The sequence below is a fragment of the Stenotrophomonas sp. YJH_SMC_32 genome, from assembly GCF_059369975.1.
In genome coordinates this window covers 49437-71045 of the sequence record NZ_JCAFTE010000006.1, presented here as the reverse complement: position 1 = coordinate 71045, position 21609 = coordinate 49437, and the positions used below count along the sequence as shown (strand labels likewise).

The window sequence follows — 21609 nt, the reverse complement described above, 5'->3', positions numbered from 1 at the left end:
GGATCGATCCTTGAGGGTCAGCGGTTGCGGAAGCGGGTCAGCGCTTCCCATGCAGTGCGTACGGCGGCCGCGTCGGGCGCCTGCTGTGACAGCGGCCGGTAGCGCAGGTCCAGAGCGGTGGCGTTGCCGAACTTGTCGAACACGTAGATGGCATCGCCATGGCGTATCGCGCGCTGCGACCAGCTTTCGACCACCAGCGCACGCGGGCCCTGCGGTTCGGCCAGCAGGTCCTGGCCGGTGCTGTAATCGCTCAGCGCGTTCTCGCAACCCAGCGCGTGGCGCATCAGTGTCGGCACCCAGTCCTCGTGCGAGCTGGTGCGTGCGTCGTGGCCAGCGGCCTTGCCCGGCCAATGCAGCACGAACGGGACCTGCAGCTGGTAGTCGGAGAAGTTGCCGTTGTGGCCCCAATAGTTCAGCTTGAGGTCGTTGAACTCTTCGGCATGGTCGCCGGTGACCAGCACGATGGTGTCCTCGGCCAGGCCCTGTGCGCGAAGGTCGTCCAGCAGCGAGCCGATCAGGCTGTCTGCGTAGTGCACGGCGGTGCGGTAGCGGTTGAGTTCCGGCGTCGGGTCATGCTCCGGGCCGAATTTGAGGAAGTCGATGTCCGCAGCCATCGGCGTCGCCACGGGCGGGTAACCATCGGGCATGTGGTAGGGCGCGTGGGTGGAGTCGAGGAACACGAAGCCGAACCACGGGCGCTGCGCCGCCTGGCTGGCGCGGATGTCCTGCTGCAGTGCACTGATGATCGCGCGGTCGCGGCCGTCGGACTTCAGTGCCGATGGACCCTGGTGCAGCTGGTCGCGCACATCGGCGAAAGCCGTGCGATCGAATTCCGGGCTGTACAACGGCGCACTGCCGTACAGGTGCAGGTCGTAGCCCTGCTGGCCCAGCACCTGGAACAGCTGCGAGCCGCGCTGCTCGTCGAGCATGCTTGGCCAGTAGCCACCGGGCAGGCCGTACAGCAGCCCGAACAGGCCGTAGCGGGTGGCATTGCCGGTGCTGAAGTGCTGGTCGAACACGCGCGCGTCCTGCGCCAGCGCCGACGTGTTGGGCATCAGCTGCGGTGTCAGCACGTCCTGGCGCAGCGATTCCAGCACCACCATCAGCACATTGGGGCGATGCGGGTTCTGGCAGCGCAGCGGGTGCAGTGGGTACTGCAGCTGCGCATGGCGCGGGTCGGGCAGGCCGGCCTGCTGCTGGCTGACCACGCCCAGGCGCCGCATGAAGCTCTTGGCGGTGATCGGTTGCGCCCACGGCAGGTAGTTCCACTGCGCGATCACATCGCGGTCGCCACGGGCGTCGTAGTAGGCGGTGGCGACCTGGCCGCCGGCCATCAGAAGCGCGACCGCTGCCCACGCCTGCAGCACCCGTCGCCGGCGCGGCGCTGCCGGCAACAGCTTCCAGCACGCCCAGGCCAGCAGGCCTTCGGCGGCGAAGACCGCGGCGACCAGCAGCGCGACCTGCAGCCAGGTCTTCCAGGACAGGGCGACCTGGTCCTGCAGGGCGCCGCCGAACACCATGTTCACGACCATGGCGTTGAGGTGGAAGCGGTACAGGGTGAACACCTTGGCGTCGACCAGCAGCAGGCACAGCCACAGGCCCTGCAGGAGAACGGCACTGATGCTCAGCGTACGGGCAGTGCGTGGCCACAGCCCCAGCAGCAACGGCAGCAGGCCGGCCAGCGCACCGAACGCGAGCAGGTGGCCGGGCAGGGCGATGGCGAGGTAGGCCAGGCCCGCGCTGCCGCCTGGATTGTCCCGCAGCGGCACGTTGCCCAGTGCGATCGCCGCAGCCAGGGCCGCATTGCCGGCGACGAACAGCGACCACCAGGCCAGCCGGCGCCAACGCCGGGTGGAACCTTCAAGGGCGGGTGCGGCAGGGGCGGCTGCGGACATGGCGGTGCGGATTCAGGGAGCGGCAAAGGGGCGGGCCCAACGTGACGGAAGCGTTAATCCGCGCGCGGGTCGCGCATTGTATCGGTTTGTTTCTTCGTATCGAGTGGCGTCCCCCGGGCGATCTGTCACAATGTTCAGGCGGGCCATGAATGCGCTGGCCCCCCAGACCCAATGACAAGCCAGGAACCGCTGTGAGCCAGATCCCCACCCTCGACATCACCCGTTTCGACAGCGACCGCGAGGCCTTCGTGGCCGAGCTGGGCGCGGCCTATCGCCAATGGGGATTCGCGGGCATCCGCAACCACGGCATCCCGCAGGCCGACATCGACGCGGCCTACGATGCCTTCAAGGCCTTCTTCGCCCTGCCGGAAGAGGTCAAGCGCAAGTACCACGTGCCTGGCAGCGGCGGCGCCCGTGGCTATACCCCCTTCGGCGTGGAGACCGCCAAGGGCTCCAAGCACTTCGACCTGAAGGAGTTCTGGCACATTGGCCGCGAGATCGCCGACGACTCCAAGTACCGTGACGTGATGGCGCCGAATCTATGGCCGACCGAAGTCGAGGGCTTCCGCGAGCGGGGGTACGGCCTGTACCAGGCGCTGGACAACCTGGGGTCGCGCGTGCTGTCGGCGCTCGCCCTGCACATCGGCCTGCCGGAGAATTTCTTCGCCGACAAGACCAACTTCGGCAATTCGATCCTGCGCCCGATCCACTACCCGCCGATCACCACCGACGACATCCCGAACGTTCGTGCCGGTGCCCATGGCGACATCAACTTCATCACCCTGCTGGTGGGTGCCAGTGCCGCGGGCCTGGAAGTGCAGTCGCACGACGGTGAGTGGGTGCCGTTCACCTCGGACGCGGACACGATCGTGGTCAACATCGGCGACATGCTGCAGCGCCTGACCAACCATGTTTATCCGTCGACCATCCACCGCGTGGTCAATCCTCCGGGCGAGCTGGCGCGCCAGCCGCGCTACTCGGTGCCGTTCTTCCTGCACCCGAACCCGGACTTCCTGATCGACGTGCTGCCCTCGTGCATCACCCCGGAGAACCCGAGCCGGTACCCGGAGCCGATCACCGCCCACGGCTTCCTCGAGGAGCGCCTGCGCGAGATCAAGCTGAAGTAAAGAAAAGTGAGGCCGCCGAAAGGCGGCCTTTTTCTTTGCAGGGCTGCGCCCTGCACCCGCGGTAGTGCCGGCCGCTGGCCGGCAAGCCCAAAGCCAAGGCGGCTCGGGATTCGTGCCGGTTGAGCGGGGCGGTGTGGGTTGGCAGGACACGCCGAGAACCCCCAGACCGGCCCAGCCGCTGGCGGCTGTGCGTTCGGGCGCTTGCGAAGCAGTGCTTCGCAAGCAAAGCGCCCTCACCCCTGGGGGCTCGATGGCGCCTTGCTCGTGTGCGCTGTCCTGCGCACACGGCAAGACCGGGGTTGGGCGTCCTGCCCAACCCGCCCGAGGCATGCCTCGGGCCCATGGCGCCAACGGTCCTGCCAACTCACACCGCCCCACCCCCGACAGCTTCCCGGTGACGGCGGGTAAATCGCGATTCCCGGTGTGTATCGACCTTGGTCGACACGGTAGATCCACGCCATGCGTGGATGAGATCTCTCGGATCGAAGTGGGGCAGGGGGTTGGTCCAGCCAGCATCAACCCGGAATGCAGCTTTTGCCTTTGCTCTTGTTCTTCTTTTTTCTTTCCGTGGCGGGCGGAACCGCCGGACTGTGTCAGAGGCCGGGCGGGTGGGGCTGCGCAGGGGCGTGAGCCGCATGGATGCGGCGATCGAGCTTACATGGACGTACTTGCAGCGCCCCCTGCGCAGTCCTACCCGCCCGGCCAAGCCCCAGATCTAGCCGGGCTCTCCGCGACCACCCAAACCCCGCCCCCCCTCCGCCACGAGGGGCTGCGCCGTTGGCTGAAAATCCATGTAACCGCTTACAAGGAAACGGATTTTTGCCGCAACGGGTATCATGACCGGCTGACTTCACACAGGAGCCACCCGCTCATGCGCCGCAAGATCGTCGCCGGAAACTGGAAGCTGCATGGCAGCCGTCAATTCGCCAATGAACTGCTGGGGCAGGTGGCCGCCGGGCTGCCGCTGGAGGGCGTGGACGTGGTGATCCTGCCCCCGCTGCCGTACCTGGGCGAGCTGGTCGAGGACTTCGGCGCGACCGGCCTGGCCTTTGGCGCACAGGACGTGAGCAGCAACGAGAAGGGCGCCTACACCGGCGAAGTCTGCGCGGCCATGCTGGTCGAGGTCGGGGCCCGCTATGGCCTGGTCGGCCATTCCGAGCGCCGCCAGTACCACCATGAAAGCAGCGAGCTGGTCGCGCGCAAGTTCGCCGCTGCCCAGCATGCCGGCCTGGTCCCGGTGCTGTGTGTGGGCGAGACCCTGGAACAGCGGGAGGCCGGGCAGACCGAAACGGTCATCGCCAGCCAGCTGGCGCCGGTACTGGAACTGGTCGGTGCGGCCGGTTTCGCCAACGCCGTGGTCGCCTACGAGCCGGTCTGGGCCATCGGCACCGGCCGTACCGCCAGCAAGGAGCAGGCGCAGCAGGTGCACGCGTTCATCCGTGGCGAAGTCGCGCGTATCGATGCTAGAATCGCCGATTCACTGCCCATTGTTTACGGCGGTAGCGTGAAGCCCGACAATGCCGGGGAACTGTTCGCGCAGCCGGATGTCGATGGTGGGCTGGTCGGCGGCGCCTCCCTGGTGGCCGCGGACTTCCTGGCCATCGCGCGGGCGGCGGCCGCGAACTAATCCTAGAAGTATTGTCCGAGGGCGGTTTCCAATGCTGATGTTGATCCTCAATGTCGTCTACGTGCTGGTCGCTGTGGCCATGATCGCGCTGATCCTGATGCAGCGTGGCTCGGGTGCGGCGGCAGGTTCGGGCTTTGGTGCTGGTGCCTCGGGTACGGTGTTCGGTGCGCGTGGCGCCTCGAACTTCCTGTCCAAGTCGACCAAGTGGCTGGCTGTCGTGTTCTTTGGCATCAGCCTCTTCATGGCCTGGTATGCCGGTCACGGCACCCGTCCGGCAGCCGACCAGGATCTGGGTCTGATGTCCGCCCCGGCAGCGGCTGCTCCGGCGGCTCCGGCGGGCGAGCTGCCGGCCGTCCCGAAGGCCGATGCGGTCCCGGCAGCCCCGGTTCCGGCCGCGAATGTGCCGGCTCAGGCGGAATCTTCGGTTTCTGGTGAAGAAAAGCCTTCAGAAGGCTCCCAGAAAGACTGAAGCCGGTTACAATACGCGGCGCATCGGAAAGATAGTCTGATGTGATCGTTTGCCCAGGTGGCGGAATTGGTAGACGCACTACCTTGAGGTGGTAGCGACGCAAGTCGTAGGGGTTCGAGTCCCCTCTTGGGCACCATTTGTAAGTAAAGCGGGTTCGTCTGGCGCGCAAGGCGCCAGGCAGGTTCCCGTCCACTCCCCCATGCCAAAGCGCCTGCAGGCGCGGCGGCAGAGGCAAGAGAGAATCGCTGTGCTGGCCGAATATTTGCCGTCTCTGCTGTTTCTGATCGTTGCCACCGGTATCGGCGTTACGCTGATGCTGGTTGGTCGATTCCTCGGTCCCCGCCGCCCCGATCTGGAAAAGCTGTCGCCGTATGAGTGCGGCTTCGAAGCCTTCGAAGACGCGCGCATGAAGTTCGACGTGCGCTACTACCTGATCGCGATCCAGTTCATCGTCTTCGACCTGGAAATCATCTTCATCGTGCCGTGGACCCAGGTCTTCATGGAACTGGGCGCCCGTTCGCTGGTCACCATGGGCCTGTTCGTCGGCATGCTGTTCCTCGGTTTCATTTACGTCTGGAAGAAGGGAGCGCTGGAATGGGAGTGATTCAGACTCTCGATGGCCTCATGAACAACCCGTCGCCGGAAGGCCGGGTTGATGACATCCTGCGGCCGGAAGGCGACAACCCGCTGCTGGAAAAGGGCTTCGTCACCACCAGCGTCGACGCACTGCTGAACTGGGCGCGCACCGGCTCGATGTGGCCGATGACCTTCGGCCTGGCCTGCTGCGCGGTCGAGATGATGCATGCCGGCGCCGCGCGCCTGGACCTGGACCGCTACGGCGTGGTGTTCCGCCCGTCGCCGCGTCAGTCCGACGTGATGATCGTGGCCGGCACCCTGGTCAACAAGATGGCCCCGGCGCTGCGCAAGGTCTACGACCAGATGCCGGACCCGAAGTGGGTCATCTCGATGGGTAGCTGCGCCAACGGTGGCGGCTACTACCACTACTCCTATTCTGTGGTGCGCGGCTGTGATCGCGTGGTGCCGGTGGACGTCTACGTCCCGGGCTGCCCGCCGACCGCCGAGGCGCTGGTGTACGGGATCCTGCAGCTGCAGAAGAAGATCTGGCGTACACAGACCATCGCCCGCTGACCCCTTCACCTGACTAGAGCGCGCCAAGCCCCCATGGCAGAGCAAGCATCCTTCATCGACCGACTCTCCGCACGTTTCGCTGGTGCGAAGGTCATCGTGGTCGAACCCCGCGGCGAAGTGACGCTGGAAGTGCCTGCCGCCGAGTGGCACGCCACCGCCCTGGCGCTGCGTGACGAGTTTGGTTTCGAGCAGGCCGTGGATCTGTGCGGCGTCGACTACCTCGGTTATGGCTCCGACGAATGGGACACCGCCGACGTGTCCTCGCAGGGCTTCAGCCGTGGCGTCGAAGGCAAGGCCCAGGGCCGTTTCGCGTGGGGCGAGTTCCCCACCGAGGAAAACGGTGCCGACGGTGCCCGCCCGCAGCACATGCCGACCCAGCGTTTCGCCGTGGTCGCGCAGCTGCGCTCGTACCAGCACAACCTGATGATGCACCTGCGCTGCTTCGCCCCTGACGAAGCACTGCCGGTGGTGTCCTCGCTGACCGGCATCTGGCCGGGCCTGAACTGGTTCGAGCGCGAAGCGTTCGACCTGTACGGCGTGATCTTCGAAGGCCACCCGGACCTGCGCCGGATCCTGACCGACTACGGTTTCGTCGGCCATCCGTTCCGCAAGGACTTCCCGCTGATCGGCAATGTCGAAGTCCGCTACGACGAAGAAAAGAAGCGCGTGATCTACGAACCGGTCACCTCGGTGGAGCCGCGCGTCGGCGTGCCGCGCGTGATCCGCGACGACGCCCGTCTGCAGACCGCAGAAGGTGAGCGCGCGCAGGAGGCAGTGAAGTGAGCCACGTACACCAGGCCGGCGAAGCATTCGCCAGCAACGCCGCCGAAAGCCGGCAGGAAATCCGCAACTACACCATGAACTTCGGCCCGCAGCATCCGGCCGCTCATGGTGTGCTGCGCCTGATCCTGGAAATGGACGGTGAAACCATCATGCGCGCCGACCCGCACGTGGGTCTGCTGCACCGTGGTACCGAGAAGCTGGCCGAGTCCAAGCCGTTCAACCAGTCGATCGGCTACATGGATCGCCTGGATTACGTGTCGATGATGTGCAACGAGCACGCGTACGTGCGCGCGATCGAGACCCTGATGGGTATCGAGGCGCCGGAGCGTGCCCAGTACATCCGCACCATGTACGATGAAATCACCCGCATCCTCAACCACCTGATGTGGCTGGGCTCCAACGCGCTCGACCTGGGCGCGATGGCGGTGATGCTGTACGCCTTCCGCGAACGCGAAGAGCTGATGGACTGCTACGAAGCGGTTTCCGGCGCGCGCATGCACGCGGCGTACTACCGTCCGGGCGGTGTCTACCGCGACCTGCCGGACCACATGCCGAAGTACAAGGAATCGCGCTGGCACAAGGGCAAGGCGCTGAAGCAGCTCAATGCTTCGCGCGAAGGCTCGCTGCTGGACTTCCTGGAGAACTTCACCGTCGAGTTCCCCAAGCGCATCGACGAATACGAAACCCTGCTGACCGACAACCGTATCTGGAAGCAGCGTACCGTCGGCATTGGCGTGGTCACTCCCGAACTGGCCCACCAGTGGGGCATGACCGGCGTGATGCTGCGCGGCTCGGGCATTGCCTGGGACCTGCGCAAGAAGCGTCCGTACGCCAAGTACGATGCCGTCGATTTCGACATCCCGCTGGGCAAGGAAGGCGACTGCTACGACCGCTATCTGGTCCGCGTTGCCGAAATGCGCGAATCCAACCGCATCATCAAGCAGTGCGTGGCGTGGCTGAAGGCCAACCCGGGCCCGGTGATGGTGAAGAACTTCAAGGTCGCTCCGCCCAGGCGCGAGGACATGAAGGACGACATGGAAGCGTTGATCCACCACTTCAAGCTGTTCAGCGAAGGCTACTGCGTGCCGGCCGGCGAGACCTACTCGGCGGTGGAAGCCCCGAAGGGTGAATTCGGCTGCTACCTGGTCTCCGATGGCGCCAACAAGCCGTTCCGCGTGCACCTGCGTGCGCCGGGCTTCGCTCACCTGTCCTCGATCGATTCGGTCGTGCGCGGCCACATGCTGGCTGACGTGGTGGCGATGATCGGCACCTACGACCTGGTGTTCGGCGAGGTTGACCGGTAATGCCGTCCGCCACGCCAACGCCCGCTGCAGGCAGCCGGCGCAAGCCGGCGCCGCAGTTTCTGGAATTTCACGTTATGCATTTCGCTGAGGTCGGCCGATGAAGGCGACAGGTAATTTCGAGGCGGCGCGCGACGTCGACCCGATGGTGGTGCTGAGCGACAAGACCCGCGCTCACATCGATCACTGGCTGTCCAAGTTCCCGCCGGACCGCAAGCGCTCTGCCGTGCTGCAGGGCCTGCATGCGGCCCAGGAGCAGAACCAGGGCTGGCTGACCGACGAACTGATCGCCGGCGTGGCCAAGTACCTGGACCTGCCGCCGGTGTGGGCCTACGAGGTCGCCAGCTTCTACTCGATGTTCGAGACCGAGAAGGTGGGCCGCAACAACGTGGCCATCTGCACCAACATCAGCTGCTGGCTCAATGGCGCCGAGGACATCGTGCGCCATTGCGAGAAGAAGCTGGGCATCAAGCACGGTGAATCGACCCCTGACGGCCGCGTCTACCTCAAGCGCGAGGAAGAGTGCCTGGCCGGCTGCGGTGGCGCGCCGATGATGGTCATCAACGGTCACTACCATGAGCGTCTGACCCTGGAAAAGGTCGACGAGCTGCTGGACGGGCTGGAGTAAGGGCATGGCACATCACCACGAATCCAAGGGTCCGGTCGGCCCCGCGCCGCTGCCGCACCAGGTGGTCTATACCACCCTGCATTACGACACCCCGTGGTCGTACGAAAGCTACCTGAAGACCGGTGGCTACGCTGCCCTGCGCAAGATCCTTGAAGAGAAGATCCCGCCGGAGCAGGTCATCGAGATGGTCAAGGCCTCGGGCCTGCGCGGCCGCGGTGGCGCCGGCTTCCCGACCGGCCTGAAGTGGTCGTTCATGCCCAAGGGCAACATGCAGAAGTACATCCTCTGCAACTCGGACGAATCCGAGCCGGGCACCTGCAAGGATCGCGACATCCTGCGCTACAACCCGCATTCGGTGGTGGAAGGCATGGCGATCGCCTGCTACGCCACCGGTTCGACCGTGGGCTACAACTACCTGCGCGGTGAATTCCACCACGAGCCGTTCGAGCACTTCGAGCAGGCCCTGGCCGACGCCTATGCGAACGGCTGGCTGGGCAAGAACATCCTCGGCAGCGGCGTGGACATCGACATCTACGGCGCGCTGGGCGCCGGCGCGTACATCTGCGGCGAAGAAACCGCGCTGATGGAATCGCTGGAAGGCAAGAAGGGCCAGCCGCGTTACAAGCCGCCGTTCCCGGCCAACTTCGGCCTGTACGGCAAGCCGTCGACGATCAACAACACCGAAACCTACGGTTCGGTGCCGGCGATCATCCGCAACGGCCCGGAGTGGTTCAAGGGCCTGAGCCTGACCGCCAACGGCGGCCCGAAGTGCTTCTCGGTGTCCGGCTGCGTGCAGAACGGCGGCAACTTCGAAGTACCGCTGGGCACCACCTTCGACGACCTGCTGGAAATGGCCGGTGGCCTGCGTCCGGGCCGCAAGCTCAAGGGCGCGATCCCGGGCGGCGTGTCGATGCCGGTGCTGACCGCGGCCGAACTGAAGGGCCTGCCGATGGACTACGACACCATCCGCGCACTGGGCTCCGGCCTGGGTTCGGGCGCGATCGTCGTGCTCGACGACAGCGTCTGCTGCGTCAAGTTCGCCTGCCGCATCAGCCAGTTCTTCCACAAGGAATCCTGCGGCCAGTGCACCCCCTGCCGCGAAGGCACCGGCTGGATGCACCGCGTGCTGGAGCGCATCGTCGCCGGCAAGGCCACGATGGAAGACCTGCACCAGCTGAAGGCAGTGGCCGGCCAGATCGAAGGCCACACCATCTGTGCGTTCGGCGAAGCGGCTGCATGGCCCATCCAGGGCTTCCTGCGCCAGTTCTGGGACGAGTTCGAGTACTACATCGTCAACGGTCATTCGATGGTTGACGGCAAGAAGGTGGAGGCAGCCGCTGCATGAGCGCGCAACCCGTAAATCCGAGCGTCCCACCCGATCACGTCACCATCGAGATCGATGGCAAGTCGCTGGTCGTGCCCAAGGGCTCGATGATCATCCAGGCCGCTGACAAGGCCGGCATCTCCATTCCGCGCTTCTGCTATCACGAGAAGCTGCCGATCGCCGCCAACTGCCGCATGTGCCTGGTGGACGTGGAGAAGTCGCCGAAGCCGGCGCCGGCCTGTGCCACCCCGGTAATGGACGGCATGAAGGTCGCCACCCGCAGCGAGAAGGCGCTGAAGTTCCAGCGCTCGGTGATGGAGTTCCTGCTCATCAACCACCCGCTGGACTGCCCGATCTGCGATCAGGGCGGCGAGTGCGAGCTGCAGGACGTGTCGCTGGGCTATGGCCGTTCGGTCAGCCGCTTCAACGAGCGCAAGCGCGTGGTGCCTGACGAGGACATGGGTCCGCTGGTCGCCACCGAGATGACCCGCTGCATCCAGTGCACCCGCTGCGTCCGCTTCACCGCCGACGTTGCCGGTACCTACGAACTGGGTGGTATGTACCGCGGTGAGAACCTGCAGATCGGTACCTTCGACGGCAAGCCGCTGACCACCGAGCTGTCCGGCAACGTCGTTGACGTCTGCCCGGTCGGCGCGCTGACCAACAAGGTGTTCCAGTTCCGCGCCCGCCCGTGGGAACTGACCGCGCGCGAGTCGCTGGGCTACCACGATGCGATGGGTTCGAACCTGTTCCTGCACGTGCGTCGCGGCGAAGTGCTGCGCACCGTGCCGCGCGACAACGAAGCCGTGAACGAGTGCTGGCTGTCCGACCGTGACCGCTACTCGCACCAGGGCCTGTACAGCGAAGACCGTGCTGTCAAGCCGCTGCGCAAGGTCAACGGCGAGTGGAAGGAAGTGAGCTGGGCCGAAGGCCTGGCCGCGGCCGCCGAAATCCTCAAGGCCAACCAGGGCGACAACCTGGGCGTGCTGGTGCACCCGTCGACCTCGAACGAGGAAGGCGCACTGCTGGCCCGCCTGGCCAAGGGCCTGGGCTCGGGCAACATCGACCACCGCATCAACAACCGCGATTTCTCCGACGCCGCAACCGCCGAAGTATTCGGCCTGCCGCTGGCCGAGATCGAGGGCGCCGACCGCATCGTGGTCCTGGGCAGCAACATCCGCCACGAACTGCCGCTGCTGCACGCTCGCCTGCGCAAGGCGCAGACCACCAAGGGCGCGAAGATCCACGTCGTCAATCCGGTGGACTTCGACTTCGCCTTCAGTGTCGCCGGCAAGCAGATCGTTGCCCCGTCGAAGTTCGTCGACGCGCTGGCCAACGCCGAGCTGCGTTCGGCAGTGCAGGGCGGCAACAACACCGTGCTGATCGTTGGTGGCATCGCCGAGAACCACCCGCAGGCTGCCGCGATCCGCGCTGCCGCGCGTGACTTCGCTGCCGCTACCGGTGCCAAGCTGTGCCGCATCCCGCAGGGCGCCAACGCCGTTGGCCTGACCCGCGCCGGGGTGCTGCCGGCCGGCAAGGACGTCGCCGCGATGCTGGCGCAGCCGCGCCAGGCCTACGTGGTGTACGGCCTTGAGCCGGGCCTGGACTTCGCCGACGCCCCGGCCGCCCGCAAGGCGCTGGCGGGTGCGCAGGTGGTGGCCTTCAGCCAGTTCGCCTGCGCCTCGACCCGCGACGTTGCCGACGTGATCCTGCCGATCGGTGCGCTGCCGGAAATCGACGCCACCCTGACCAACCTCGATGGTCGCGAGCAGTCGGCCCGTGCCGGCGGCAAGCTGCCGGGCGAGGCCCGCGAAGGCTGGCGCGTGCTGCGCGCACTGGGCGGCGACATGGCCCTGGCCGGTTTCGACTTCACCGACCTGGCCGGCCTGCGTGCCAGCCTGGCCCCGGTGTCGGTCACCGTCGCTGCTTCGGCGCAGCCGGCAGTTGCCGGTGAAGGCCTGGAAGTGGCTTCGACCGCCGCGATCTACCGCACCGATGCGGTGGTCCGTCGCGCGCCGGCACTGCAGTCGCATCCGCTCAACAACGCCCCGCGCATCGTGCTGAACGCAGAAGATGCCGCTCGCCTGCAGCTGCAGGAAGGGCAGATGGCCAAGGTCGGCACCGACGCCGGCAAGGCCACCCTGCCGGTGGTGGTCGACGCCCGCGTCGCTGCGGGTTCGGTCTGGATTGAATCGGGCCACGGCGCGACCGCGCCGCTGGGTGCCGCACGCGTATCGGTGGTGGCTGCATGAACGAATTGCTGTTGAACGCGGTCGACCCGCTGCACCAGTGGCTGCTCGGCCTCGGTGACATCGGCGCGCTGATCTGGATCATCCTGAAGATCCTGGTGATCGCCGTTCCGGTGATCATCTCGGTGGCCTTCTACGTGGTCTGGGAACGCAAGCTGATCGGCTGGATGCACGTCCGCCACGGCCCGATGTACGTGGGCATGGGCATCTTCCAGGCCTTCGCCGACGTCTTCAAGCTGCTGTTCAAGGAAGTGGTCCAGCCGAGCAGCGCCAACAAGGCGATCTATCTGCTGGCCCCGCTGATCACCCTGGCCCCGGCCTTCGCGGCCTGGTCGGTGGTGCCCTTCGATTCGCAGATCGTGCTGTCCAATGCCAACGCCGGCCTGCTGTACCTGCTGGCGATGACCTCGCTGGGCATCTACGGCATCATCCTGGCCGGTTGGGCGTCCAACTCGAAGTACGCGTTCCTGGGTGCCATGCGCGCCTCGGCGCAGATGATCAGCTACGAAATCGCCATGGGCTTCGCCCTGGTCGGCGTGATGATCGCCTCGGGCAGCCTGAACCTGAGCAACATCGTCGCTGCGCAGGCCGGCAGTTCCGGCTTCTTCGACTGGTTCCTGCTGCCGCTGTTCCCGCTGTTCGTCATCTACTGGGTGTCGGGCGTGGCTGAAACCAACCGCGCGCCGTTCGACGTGGTGGAAGGCGAGTCGGAAATCGTTGCCGGCCACATGGTCGAGTACTCCGGCGGCGCCTTCGCCCTGTTCTTCCTGGCCGAATACGCAAACATGATCCTGATCAGCTTCCTGATCTCGATCTTCTTCCTCGGCGGCTGGCTGAGCCCGGTCCAGGGCTGGGTCGACTTCGGCAATGTCTCGCCGCTGGTCGACTGGATCTGGAAGGGCGGTGCACCGTGGTTGTTCGTCAAGGTGTTCTTCTTCGCCAGTGCCTACATCTGGTTCCGTGCCAGCTTCCCGCGCTTCCGCTATGACCAGATCATGCGCCTGGGCTGGAAGGTCTTCATCCCGCTGGCCATTCTGTGGATCGCGGTTACCGCCGTCATGGTGTTCTTCGGCGTGATTCAAAAGGGCGTCTAAGTGATGAACAGGATTACCCATTACTTCAAGAGCCTGCTGCTGCTCGAACTGCTGGCCGGCCTCTGGCTGACGCTGAAGTACAGCTTCAAGCCGAAGTACACGATGATGTACCCGATGGAGAAGTTCCCGCAGTCGCCGCGCTTCCGTGGCCTGCACGCCCTGCGCCGTTATCCCAACGGCGAAGAGCGCTGCATTGCCTGCAAGCTGTGTGAAGCGGTGTGCCCGGCGCTGGCCATCACCATCGACTCGGCCAAGCGCGAGGACGGCACCCGCCGCACCACCCGCTACGACATCGACCTGTTCAAGTGCATCTTCTGCGGCTTCTGCGAAGAAAGCTGCCCGGTGGACTCGATCGTCGAAACCCACATCCTCGAGTACCACTTCGAGAACCGTGGCGAAAACATCGTTACCAAGCCGCAGCTGCTGGCCCTTGGCGACCGTCTCGAGTCCGAGATCGCCGAGCGTCGTGCCGCCGATGCCGCTTACCGCTGAGGTCGAGAGATGGATTGGGTAAATATCGCTTTCTGGGTGTTCGCCATCGCGGCAACGGTTTCGGCCGGTGCGGTGATCAGCGTGCGCAACCCGGTTCACGCCGTGCTCTGCCTGGTGCTGACCTTCTTCTCCATTGCCTGCGTGTGGCTGCTGGTGGGTGCCGAGTTCCTCGGCGTGGCCCTGGTGCTGGTCTATGTCGGCGCGGTGATGGTGCTGTTCCTGTTCGTGGTGATGATGCTGGACATCGACCCCACCAAGCTGCGTGAGGGCTGGGTGCGGTACCTGCCGGTCGGCCTCATTGTGGCGGTGGCGATGCTGGCGCAGATGCTGATCCTGATCGGCGTCAAGGCACGCTCGGTCACGCCGTTCCCGGCCGACAACGCCGCTGCGGTCGCCGCCGACAGTTCCAACATCACCTGGCTGGCACGCACGCTGTTCACCGAGTACCTGCTGCCGTTCGAGTTCGCCGCCGTCATCCTGACCGTGGCCGTGGTTGCCGCCGTCATGCTGACCCTGCGCCGTCGTACCGGCGTCAAGAGCCAGAACCCGGGCGAGCAGACCATGGTCAAGGCCGGCCAGCGCCTGCGCATGGTCAAGATGGGTGCCGAAGCACCGGTCGTGCACAGCAACAGCAAGCCGGCCACCGGCGAGGAGACCCAGCCGTGATTACCCTTGGCCACATCCTTGCGCTTGGCGCGGTGCTGTTCGCCATCAGCCTGGCCGGCATCTTCCTCAACCGGAAGAACGTCATCGTCCTGCTGATGTCGATCGAACTGATGCTGCTGTCGGTGAACATCAACTTCGTCGGCTTCTCGCGCCAGCTGGGCGATCCGTCCGGCCAGCTGTTCGTGTTCTTCATCCTGACCGTCGCCGCCGCGGAAGCCGCCATCGGCCTGGCGATCCTGGTGACCCTGTTCCGTACCCGCCGCACGATCAATGTCGGCGAAGTCGATTCGTTGAAGGGCTGATCCACAGATGGAAATCACTCTCTCCAAGAGTCTGTTGATCGCAGTGGTGCTTGCGCCGCTGTTCGGCAGCATCATCGCCGGCCTGTTCGGTCGCCAGGTCAAGCGCTTCGGCGCGCAGACCATCACCATCCTCGGCGTCGCGGTGGCCTGCGGCCTGTCGATGTACACGCTCTACCAGCTGCTGTGGGGCGGCGCACAGCCGTTCAACCAGAACATCTACACGTTCTTCGAAGTCGGCCAGTACTCGGCCCACGTCGGCTTCATGGTCGACAAGCTGACCGCGATGATGATGGTGGTGGTGACCTTCGTGTCGCTGCTGGTCCACATCTACACGATCGGCTACATGCAGGACGATCCGGGCTACCAGCGGTTCTTCAGCTACATCTCGCTGTTCACCTTCTCGATGCTCACCCTGGTGATGAGCAACAACTTCCTGCAGCTGTTCTTCGGCTGGGAAGCGGTGGGCCTGGTGTCGTACCTGCTGATCGGCTTCTGGTTCAAGCGCCCGACCGCGATCTTCGCCAACATGAAGGCGTTCCTGGTCAACCGCGTCGGCGACTTCGGCTTCCTGCTCGGCATCGCCGGCGTGCTGTGGGTGTTCGGCACCCTGGACTACTCGCAGGTGTTCTCGCAGGCCGGCATGCTGGCTGATCCGCGCGCCCAGCTGCAGATCTGGGACGGCACGATCCTGGGCATGCAGCTGCTCAACGAGCCGGTGATCTGGTCGATCGCTACCGTCATCTGCATCTGCCTGTTCATTGGTGCCATGGGCAAGTCGGCCCAGGTCCCGCTGCACGTGTGGCTGCCCGACTCGATGGAAGGCCCGACCCCGATCTCGGCACTGATCCACGCCGCGACGATGGTGACCGCCGGTATCTTCATGGTCACCCGCATGTCGCCGCTGTTCGAGCTGTCGCAGACCGCGCTGAACTTCGTGCTGTTCATCGGTGCCACCACCGCGTTCTTCACCGGCCTGATCGGTATCGTGCAGAACGACATCAAGCGCGTCGTCGCGTACTCCACGCTGTCGCAGCTGGGCTACATGACGGTTGCACTGGGCGTGTCGGCCTACTCGGCAGCCGTGTTCCACCTGATGACCCACGCCTTCTTCAAGGCGCTGCTGTTCCTGGGTGCCGGCTCGGTCATCATTGCCATGCACCACGAGCAGGACATGCGCAAGATGGGTGGCCTGCGCAAGTACATGCCGATCACCTTCATCACCATGTGGATCGGTACGCTGGCACTGGTGGGTACGCCGTTCTTCTCCGGCTTCTACTCGAAGGACACCATCATCGAGGCCGCCGAGCTGCACGCGCACCTGTCCGACAACTGGGTGGCCACCTACGGCTACTGGGCAGTGCTGGGTGGCGTGATCGTCACCAGCTTCTACAGCTTCCGCCTGCTGTTCCTGACCTTCCACGGCAAGGAGCGTTTCCGCGACGTGCATCATGACGATCATGGTCACGGCCATGACGCTCACCACGCCGCCGACGCCCACCACGGCGATGCGCATCACGATGACCACGGCCATGGCCACGGTCCGCATGAGCCGCACGAAACCCCGTGGGTGGTGACCTTGCCGCTGATCCTGCTGGCCATCCCGTCGATCGCCATCGGTTTCTTCAGCATCGGTCCGATGCTGTACGGCACCGACTGGGCCGGCCATCATGCCCACGATGCCATCAAGGGCCAGGCGCATACGTTCTTCACCGGAATCGTCGACTTCTACGATCCGGCCAAGAACACCATCGGCTTCCTGGGTGAGGAGTTCCACGGCCCGGTCGCCTTCGCGCTGCACGGCATGATGGCTCCGGCGTTCATGCTGACCGTTGCGGGCTTCCTGCTGGCCGCACTGTTCTACCTGTGGAAGCCGGACCTGTCGGGCAAGGCGCGCAAGACCTTCGCTCCGCTGGTGTCGGTGCTGGAAAACAAGTACGGCTTCGACAAGCTGTGGATCGATGGCTTTGCCGGTGGCAGCGTCAAGCTGGGCAAGGTCTCGCGCTGGATCGACAGCAACATCGTCGACGGCGTGGTCAATCTCTCGGCACGTGTTGTGGACGTTGCAGCCGGCGTGCTGCGTCGTACCCAATCCGGTTTCCTCTATCACTACGCCTTCGCGATGATCATCGGCCTGATTGCCCTGCTGGGCGTGCTGATGCATTACCTGCGTTGATGACCTGTACGGAATAAGAAGACGTGTCGAACTGGCCTCTACTCAGTGTCCTCATCTGGCTGCCGATCATCGGTGGCGCCCTGATCCTCGCGATCCGTGATGCGCAGACCGCCCGCTGGGCGTCGCTGGGCGTAGCGGTGCTGACGTTCGTGGCGAGCCTCTCGCTGCTGAGCGGCTACAACGCGGGCATCGACGGTCTGCAGTTCGTCGAGACCCATGTCTGGATCCCGGCGTACAAGATCGGCTACAACCTGGGCGTGGACGGCATTGCCGTGGCGCTGATCCTGCTGACTACCCTGGTCAGCGTGCTTGCCCTGATCGGCGCCTGGAGCGCCATCGACAAGCGCGTGAACCAGTACGTGGCGGCCTTCCTGATCCTGGAAGGCGTCACGGTCGGTATCTTCGCGGCGACGGACGCGATGCTGTTCTACGTGTTCTTCGAGGCGATGCTGATCCCGATGTTCCTGATCATCGGTGTCTGGGGCGGCCCGCGTCGCATCTACGCTGCGCTGAAGTTCTTCCTGTACACCTTCCTCGGCTCGGTGCTGATGCTGGTGGCACTGATCTACCTGTACATGAAGGGCGGCAGCTTCCAGCTGGCCGACCTGTATGCACTGCCACTTTCGGCCAAGGAACAGACCTGGATCTTCTTCGCGTTCCTGATCGCCTTCGCGGTCAAGGTGCCGATGTTCCCGGTCCATACCTGGCTGCCGGACGCGCACGTGGAAGCGCCGACCGCCGGTTCGGTGATCCTGGCCGCCATCGCCCTGAAGATCGGTGGCTATGGCTTCCTGCGCTTCAACCTGCCGATCGTCCCGGACGCGTCGCAGGAATGGGCCTGGCTGGTGATTGCGCTGTCGTTGATCGCAGTGATCTACGTTGGCCTGGTCGCCCTGGTGCAGGACGACATGAAGAAGCTGATCGCCTATTCGTCGATCGCGCACATGGGCTTCGTCACCCTGGGCACCTTCATTGCCCTGTGGCTGGTCCGTGAAGCCGGCAACGCCGATGCCGCCCGCCTGGGCCTGCAGGGCGCCATGGTGCAGATGATCTCGCACGGCTTCGTCTCCGGCGCGATGTTCTCCTGTGTCGGCGTGCTGTACGACCGCATGCACAGCCGCCGCATCGCCGATTACGGCGGCGTGGTCAACGTGATGCCGTGGTTCGCCACCTTCGCCATGCTGTTCTTCATGGCCAACGCGGGCCTGCCCGGTACCAGCGGTTTCGTCGGCGAGTTCATGGTCATCCTGTCGGCCTTCCAGCGCAATCCGTGGATCGCGCTGGGCGCGGCCACCACCCTGATCATCGGCGCCGCCTACACCCTGTGGCTGTACAAGCGCATCTTCTTCGGTGAAGTGGCCAACAGCCATGTTGCCGAACTGAAGGACATCAACGGCCGCGAATGGCTGGTGCTGGGCGTGTTCGCCATCGGCGTGCTGGCCCTGGGCATCTATCCCAAGCCGCTGACCGACCTGATGGAGCCCTCGATCGCGAAGCTGGCGATGCAGATCGCATCCAGCAAGCTGCTGTAATTCCAGGATTTGATGATGACCACCTCGCCGCTGCTGCCATTGACCGCCGCTGACCTGCCACCGCTCGCTCCCGAGCTGGTGCTGATCGGCAGCGCCTTCGCCCTGATGATCCTCGACCTGTTCGTCAGCAACCGGAACAAGATCGTCACCCACCTGTTCTCGCTCGCTGCGCTGGCCGTGGTGCTGTTCATGCTGGCCACCGGCGTGGGCGGGCAGGGCGAGGTCTTCCATGGCATGTTCGTGCGCGATACCGCCGCGGACGTGATGAAGACCGGGATCGTGCTGCTCAGCGGCCTGACCCTGGTCTACGGCTGGCGTTATCTGCGTGAGCGCAACCTGTTCCAGGGCGAGATCCCGGTGCTGATCCTGTTCGGCACCGCCGGCATGATGATCCTGGTGTCGGCCGGCAGCCTGCTGATGGTCTACCTGGGCCTGGAACTGCTGGCGCTGTGCTCCTACGCCCTGGTCGCCAGCAACCGCGAAAACGGCCTGGCCTCGGAAGCGGCGATGAAGTACATCGTGCTCGGCTCGCTGGCCTCTGGCCTGCTGCTGTACGGCATGTCGCTGATCTACGGCGCTACCGGCAGCCTGCACCTGGACGTCATCCGTGACGCCATCCCGCACTCGGAAGAGCGCGTGCTGCTGATCACCGGTGCGGTGTTCATGATCGCCGGCGTCGCCTTCAAGCTGGGTGCCGCACCGTTCCACATGTGGCTGCCGGACGTGTACCAGGGTGCCCCGGCACCGATCGCACTGTTCATCAGCTCGGCGCCGAAGCTGGCCGCCTTCGGCATGGCCTACCGCCTGCTGGAAATGGGCGTGGGTCCGCTGTCGACCGAACTGCAGCTGCTGATCGCCGGCCTGGCCGCAGTCTCGCTGGTCATCGGCAACCTGATGGCCATCGCGCAGAGCAATCTCAAGCGCATGCTGGCGTTCTCCACCGTCTCGCACATCGGCTTCCTGCTGATGGGCATCGCCGGTGGTGGCGCACAGGGCTATGCCGCTGCGCTGTTCTACGCACTGGCCTACGCCATCATGTCGACCGCCGCCTTCGGCGCGATCATCGCGCTGTCGCGTGCCGGCTTTGAAGCCGAGAACATCGAGGACTTCAAGGGCCTCAATGCCCGCAACCCGTGGATGGCCGGCCTGGTGCTGTGCATCATGGCGTCGCTGGCCGGCATCCCGCCGTTCCTGGGCTTCTGGACCAAGCTGGCGGTGCTGGGCGCGGCCGTCAACGGCGGCCTGCTGTGGCTGGCCATCCTGGGCGTGCTGTGCGCCGTGGTCGGCTGCTTCTACTACCTGCGCGTCATCAAGGTCATGTACTTCGATGAGCCGGTGGGCGAGGCCATGCCGCGCAACAACGACCGCGTGCTGGGTGTGGTGCTGGGTGTCAATGCCCTGGCGCTGCTGGCCTTGGGCCTGGCCTGGAACCCGATCATGGTCTGGTGCCAGCAGGCATTTGCGCATCTTGCATAAAAGTTGACACAAAGCTGCGCGATTCGTGTAATATGCGCAGCCTGAGTTGTCACTGCAGCGGTTCAGCCAGAACATCGTTGCGGTAGCCCCCCTCGAAAGAGCAGGGCAGCAGTTCAAACACTTCCGGTGCGGGGTGGAGCAGTCTGGCAGCTCGTCGGGCTCATAACCCGAAGGTCGCAGGTTCAAATCCTGCCCCCGCTACCAACTTCGGATCGGCGCCAACCGATTTGATGAATGAGGGGGGGGCTTGCAGTTTTTGGAGCAACCGCTCATAATTCCGCTTCTGATGCGGGGTGGAGCAGTCTGGCAGCTCGTCGGGCTCATAACCCGAAGGTCGCAGGTTCAAATCCTGCCCCCGCTACCAAGTAAGGAGATCGCCTTCGAAGTGCTGCTTCGAGGGCGTTTTTCTTTGGGGTCTGCGTCGTTTCTGCGTGATCGGGGTCAGATCCCTTTTCCCGTGGAAAAGGGGTCTGACCCCGGGTCTGCACCTTGCACCAGCGCGGTGCAGCCGCTATCATCAGCGGCCTAGCAGTACCCCTGAAGGCGGCCTCCCAGCGGGAGTCCGGACCCGGAAGGAGGGCCGCAACCGGCAGGCAATGCAGGTTGCAACCGGAATCCAGTCACCGGAGTCTTTCCGGAAAAGGGGCCCAACGGGCCCTTTGTCGTTTCCGGGGCGTCATGTTTCCACGCCGGCGAAGGCCGGCACCCAACCATAGAGATCAAGGCAGGCTGTGAGCGACAAGGCAACCGACATCGCGAATCTGCTCGCCCCGACCGTTGTGTCGCTGGGCCTGGAGCTGCTGGGCGTTGAGTATCTGCCGGCCCCCGGCGGTGCGACCCTGCGCCTTTACATCGACGTGCCGCTGGCTGAACAGCCTGAGCGCATCATCAATGTCGACGACTGCGAGCGGGTCAGCCGCGAAGTCTCGGCGCAGCTGGACGTCGAAGACCCGATCAGCGGCAATTACACGCTGGAAGTGTCCTCGCCGGGCGTGGACCGCCCGCTGTTCAACCTGGAGCAGTTCGGCCGCCACCAGGGTGAATCGGCCAAGGTCACGCTGAAGCTGCCGCAGGACAACCGTCGTCGCCTGCAGGGCCGCATCGAAGCGATCGACGAGGCTGCGGGCACCATCACCTTCATCGTCGACAAGGCTGAAGTGGTCGTGTCGGCCGACAACATCGACAAGGCACGGATCATGCCCGACTGGGTGGCGCTGGGGCTGGCCCCGAGCAAGCCGACCGGTCCGGCGCCGAAGCGTCCGAAGCCGAACACGAATTCTTCTTCCAACGAGCCGGCGGCAAAGAAGCCGCGCGCGGAGTGA

Annotated in this window: 19 protein-coding genes and 3 tRNA genes; 21 read left to right on the top strand and 1 reads right to left on the bottom strand. The window is 64.9% G+C overall.

From position 1 onward, the window contains the following. Window positions 1-17: 17 nt before the first annotated feature. Window positions 18-1895, bottom strand: a complete 1878-nt coding sequence (locus AC5P7S_RS10520) for a DUF3413 domain-containing protein (RefSeq protein WP_095377626.1) — start codon at window positions 1893-1895, stop codon at window positions 18-20. A 149-nt stretch (window positions 1896-2044) separates the two neighbouring features. Here AC5P7S_RS10520 and AC5P7S_RS10515 point away from each other — a divergent pair, with 149 nt between their 5' ends. The 21 genes from AC5P7S_RS10515 to rimP all read left to right on the top strand — a co-directional run bounded on the left by AC5P7S_RS10515 (window position 2045) and on the right by rimP (window position 21609). Next, window positions 2045-3022: an isopenicillin N synthase family dioxygenase gene (locus AC5P7S_RS10515; protein ID WP_049414703.1), complete on the top strand. Its 978-nt coding sequence runs from the start codon at window positions 2045-2047 to the stop codon at window positions 3020-3022. An 871-nt stretch (window positions 3023-3893) separates the two neighbouring features. Further along, a complete protein-coding gene (gene tpiA / locus AC5P7S_RS10510) occupies window positions 3894-4649 on the top strand; it encodes a triose-phosphate isomerase (RefSeq protein ID WP_005417939.1) in 756 nt (251 codons plus the stop codon). 31 nt (window positions 4650-4680) lie between these two features. Then, on the top strand, window positions 4681-5118 hold the full coding sequence (gene secG / locus AC5P7S_RS10505) for a preprotein translocase subunit SecG (RefSeq protein ID WP_005417938.1): 438 nt from the start codon (window positions 4681-4683) through the stop codon (window positions 5116-5118). A 51-nt stretch (window positions 5119-5169) separates the two neighbouring features. Next, window positions 5170-5254, top strand: a tRNA-Leu gene (locus tag AC5P7S_RS10500). A 111-nt stretch (window positions 5255-5365) separates the two neighbouring features. Then, window positions 5366-5722 carry an NADH-quinone oxidoreductase subunit A gene (locus AC5P7S_RS10495; protein ID WP_005417937.1) on the top strand — a complete coding sequence of 119 codons (357 nt, stop codon included), beginning with the start codon at window positions 5366-5368 and terminating at the stop codon, window positions 5720-5722. After that, entirely contained in the window at window positions 5713-6267 is a 555-nt protein-coding gene (locus tag AC5P7S_RS10490; RefSeq protein ID WP_005417936.1) for a NuoB/complex I 20 kDa subunit family protein, read from the top strand. Before AC5P7S_RS10495 ends, AC5P7S_RS10490 begins: the two co-directional genes overlap by 10 nt. Window positions 6268-6300: 33 nt before the next feature. Beyond that, on the top strand, window positions 6301-7050 hold the full coding sequence (locus tag AC5P7S_RS10485) for an NADH-quinone oxidoreductase subunit C (RefSeq protein ID WP_005410462.1): 750 nt from the start codon (window positions 6301-6303) through the stop codon (window positions 7048-7050). Further along, on the top strand, window positions 7047-8354 hold the full coding sequence (locus AC5P7S_RS10480; protein ID WP_005417935.1) for an NADH-quinone oxidoreductase subunit D: 1308 nt from the start codon (window positions 7047-7049) through the stop codon (window positions 8352-8354). Before AC5P7S_RS10485 ends, AC5P7S_RS10480 begins: the two co-directional genes overlap by 4 nt. A gap of 97 nt (window positions 8355-8451) precedes the next feature. Further along, window positions 8452-8979, top strand: coding sequence for an NADH-quinone oxidoreductase subunit NuoE (gene nuoE / locus AC5P7S_RS10475; protein ID WP_005410460.1), 528 nt, complete (start codon window positions 8452-8454; stop codon window positions 8977-8979). Window positions 8980-8983: 4 nt separating this feature from the next. Then, window positions 8984-10324 (top strand): NADH-quinone oxidoreductase subunit NuoF, encoded by a 1341-nt coding sequence (gene nuoF, locus AC5P7S_RS10470; protein WP_005417934.1) that lies wholly within the window; start codon window positions 8984-8986, stop codon window positions 10322-10324. Further along, window positions 10321-12555 (top strand): NADH-quinone oxidoreductase subunit NuoG, encoded by a 2235-nt coding sequence (gene nuoG / locus AC5P7S_RS10465; RefSeq protein WP_053500857.1) that lies wholly within the window; start codon window positions 10321-10323, stop codon window positions 12553-12555. Before nuoF ends, nuoG begins: the two co-directional genes overlap by 4 nt. Next, the gene (nuoH, locus tag AC5P7S_RS10460; protein WP_065186670.1) at window positions 12552-13646 is read left to right on the top strand and encodes an NADH-quinone oxidoreductase subunit NuoH; all 1095 of its coding nucleotides are present in this window, start codon (window positions 12552-12554) and stop codon (window positions 13644-13646) included. Before nuoG ends, nuoH begins: the two co-directional genes overlap by 4 nt. Window positions 13647-13649: 3 nt before the next feature. Beyond that, window positions 13650-14138, top strand: coding sequence for an NADH-quinone oxidoreductase subunit NuoI (nuoI, locus tag AC5P7S_RS10455; protein ID WP_005417924.1), 489 nt, complete (start codon window positions 13650-13652; stop codon window positions 14136-14138). A 9-nt stretch (window positions 14139-14147) separates the two neighbouring features. Next, on the top strand, window positions 14148-14804 hold the full coding sequence (locus AC5P7S_RS10450; protein ID WP_005417923.1) for an NADH-quinone oxidoreductase subunit J: 657 nt from the start codon (window positions 14148-14150) through the stop codon (window positions 14802-14804). Further along, on the top strand, window positions 14801-15106 hold the full coding sequence (gene nuoK / locus AC5P7S_RS10445; protein ID WP_005417921.1) for an NADH-quinone oxidoreductase subunit NuoK: 306 nt from the start codon (window positions 14801-14803) through the stop codon (window positions 15104-15106). The genes AC5P7S_RS10450 and nuoK overlap by 4 nt, the downstream gene beginning before the upstream one ends. 7 nt (window positions 15107-15113) lie before the next feature. After that, window positions 15114-17279, top strand: coding sequence for an NADH-quinone oxidoreductase subunit L (gene nuoL, locus AC5P7S_RS10440; protein ID WP_053500855.1), 2166 nt, complete (start codon window positions 15114-15116; stop codon window positions 17277-17279). 23 nt (window positions 17280-17302) lie between these two features. Beyond that, entirely contained in the window at window positions 17303-18811 is a 1509-nt protein-coding gene (locus tag AC5P7S_RS10435; RefSeq protein ID WP_095377625.1) for an NADH-quinone oxidoreductase subunit M, read from the top strand. Between the two features lie 15 nt (window positions 18812-18826). Further along, window positions 18827-20287, top strand: a complete 1461-nt coding sequence (nuoN, locus tag AC5P7S_RS10430) for an NADH-quinone oxidoreductase subunit NuoN (RefSeq protein WP_005417915.1) — start codon at window positions 18827-18829, stop codon at window positions 20285-20287. Window positions 20288-20414: 127 nt separating this feature from the next. Beyond that, window positions 20415-20491: transfer RNA gene (locus tag AC5P7S_RS10425), tRNA-Met, on the top strand. An 83-nt stretch (window positions 20492-20574) separates the two neighbouring features. Next, window positions 20575-20651 (top strand) — tRNA-Met (locus AC5P7S_RS10420). Between the two features lie 367 nt (window positions 20652-21018). Next, complete coding sequence (rimP, locus tag AC5P7S_RS10415) at window positions 21019-21609, top strand: ribosome maturation factor RimP (RefSeq protein ID WP_005417913.1); 591 nt, start codon at window positions 21019-21021, stop codon at window positions 21607-21609.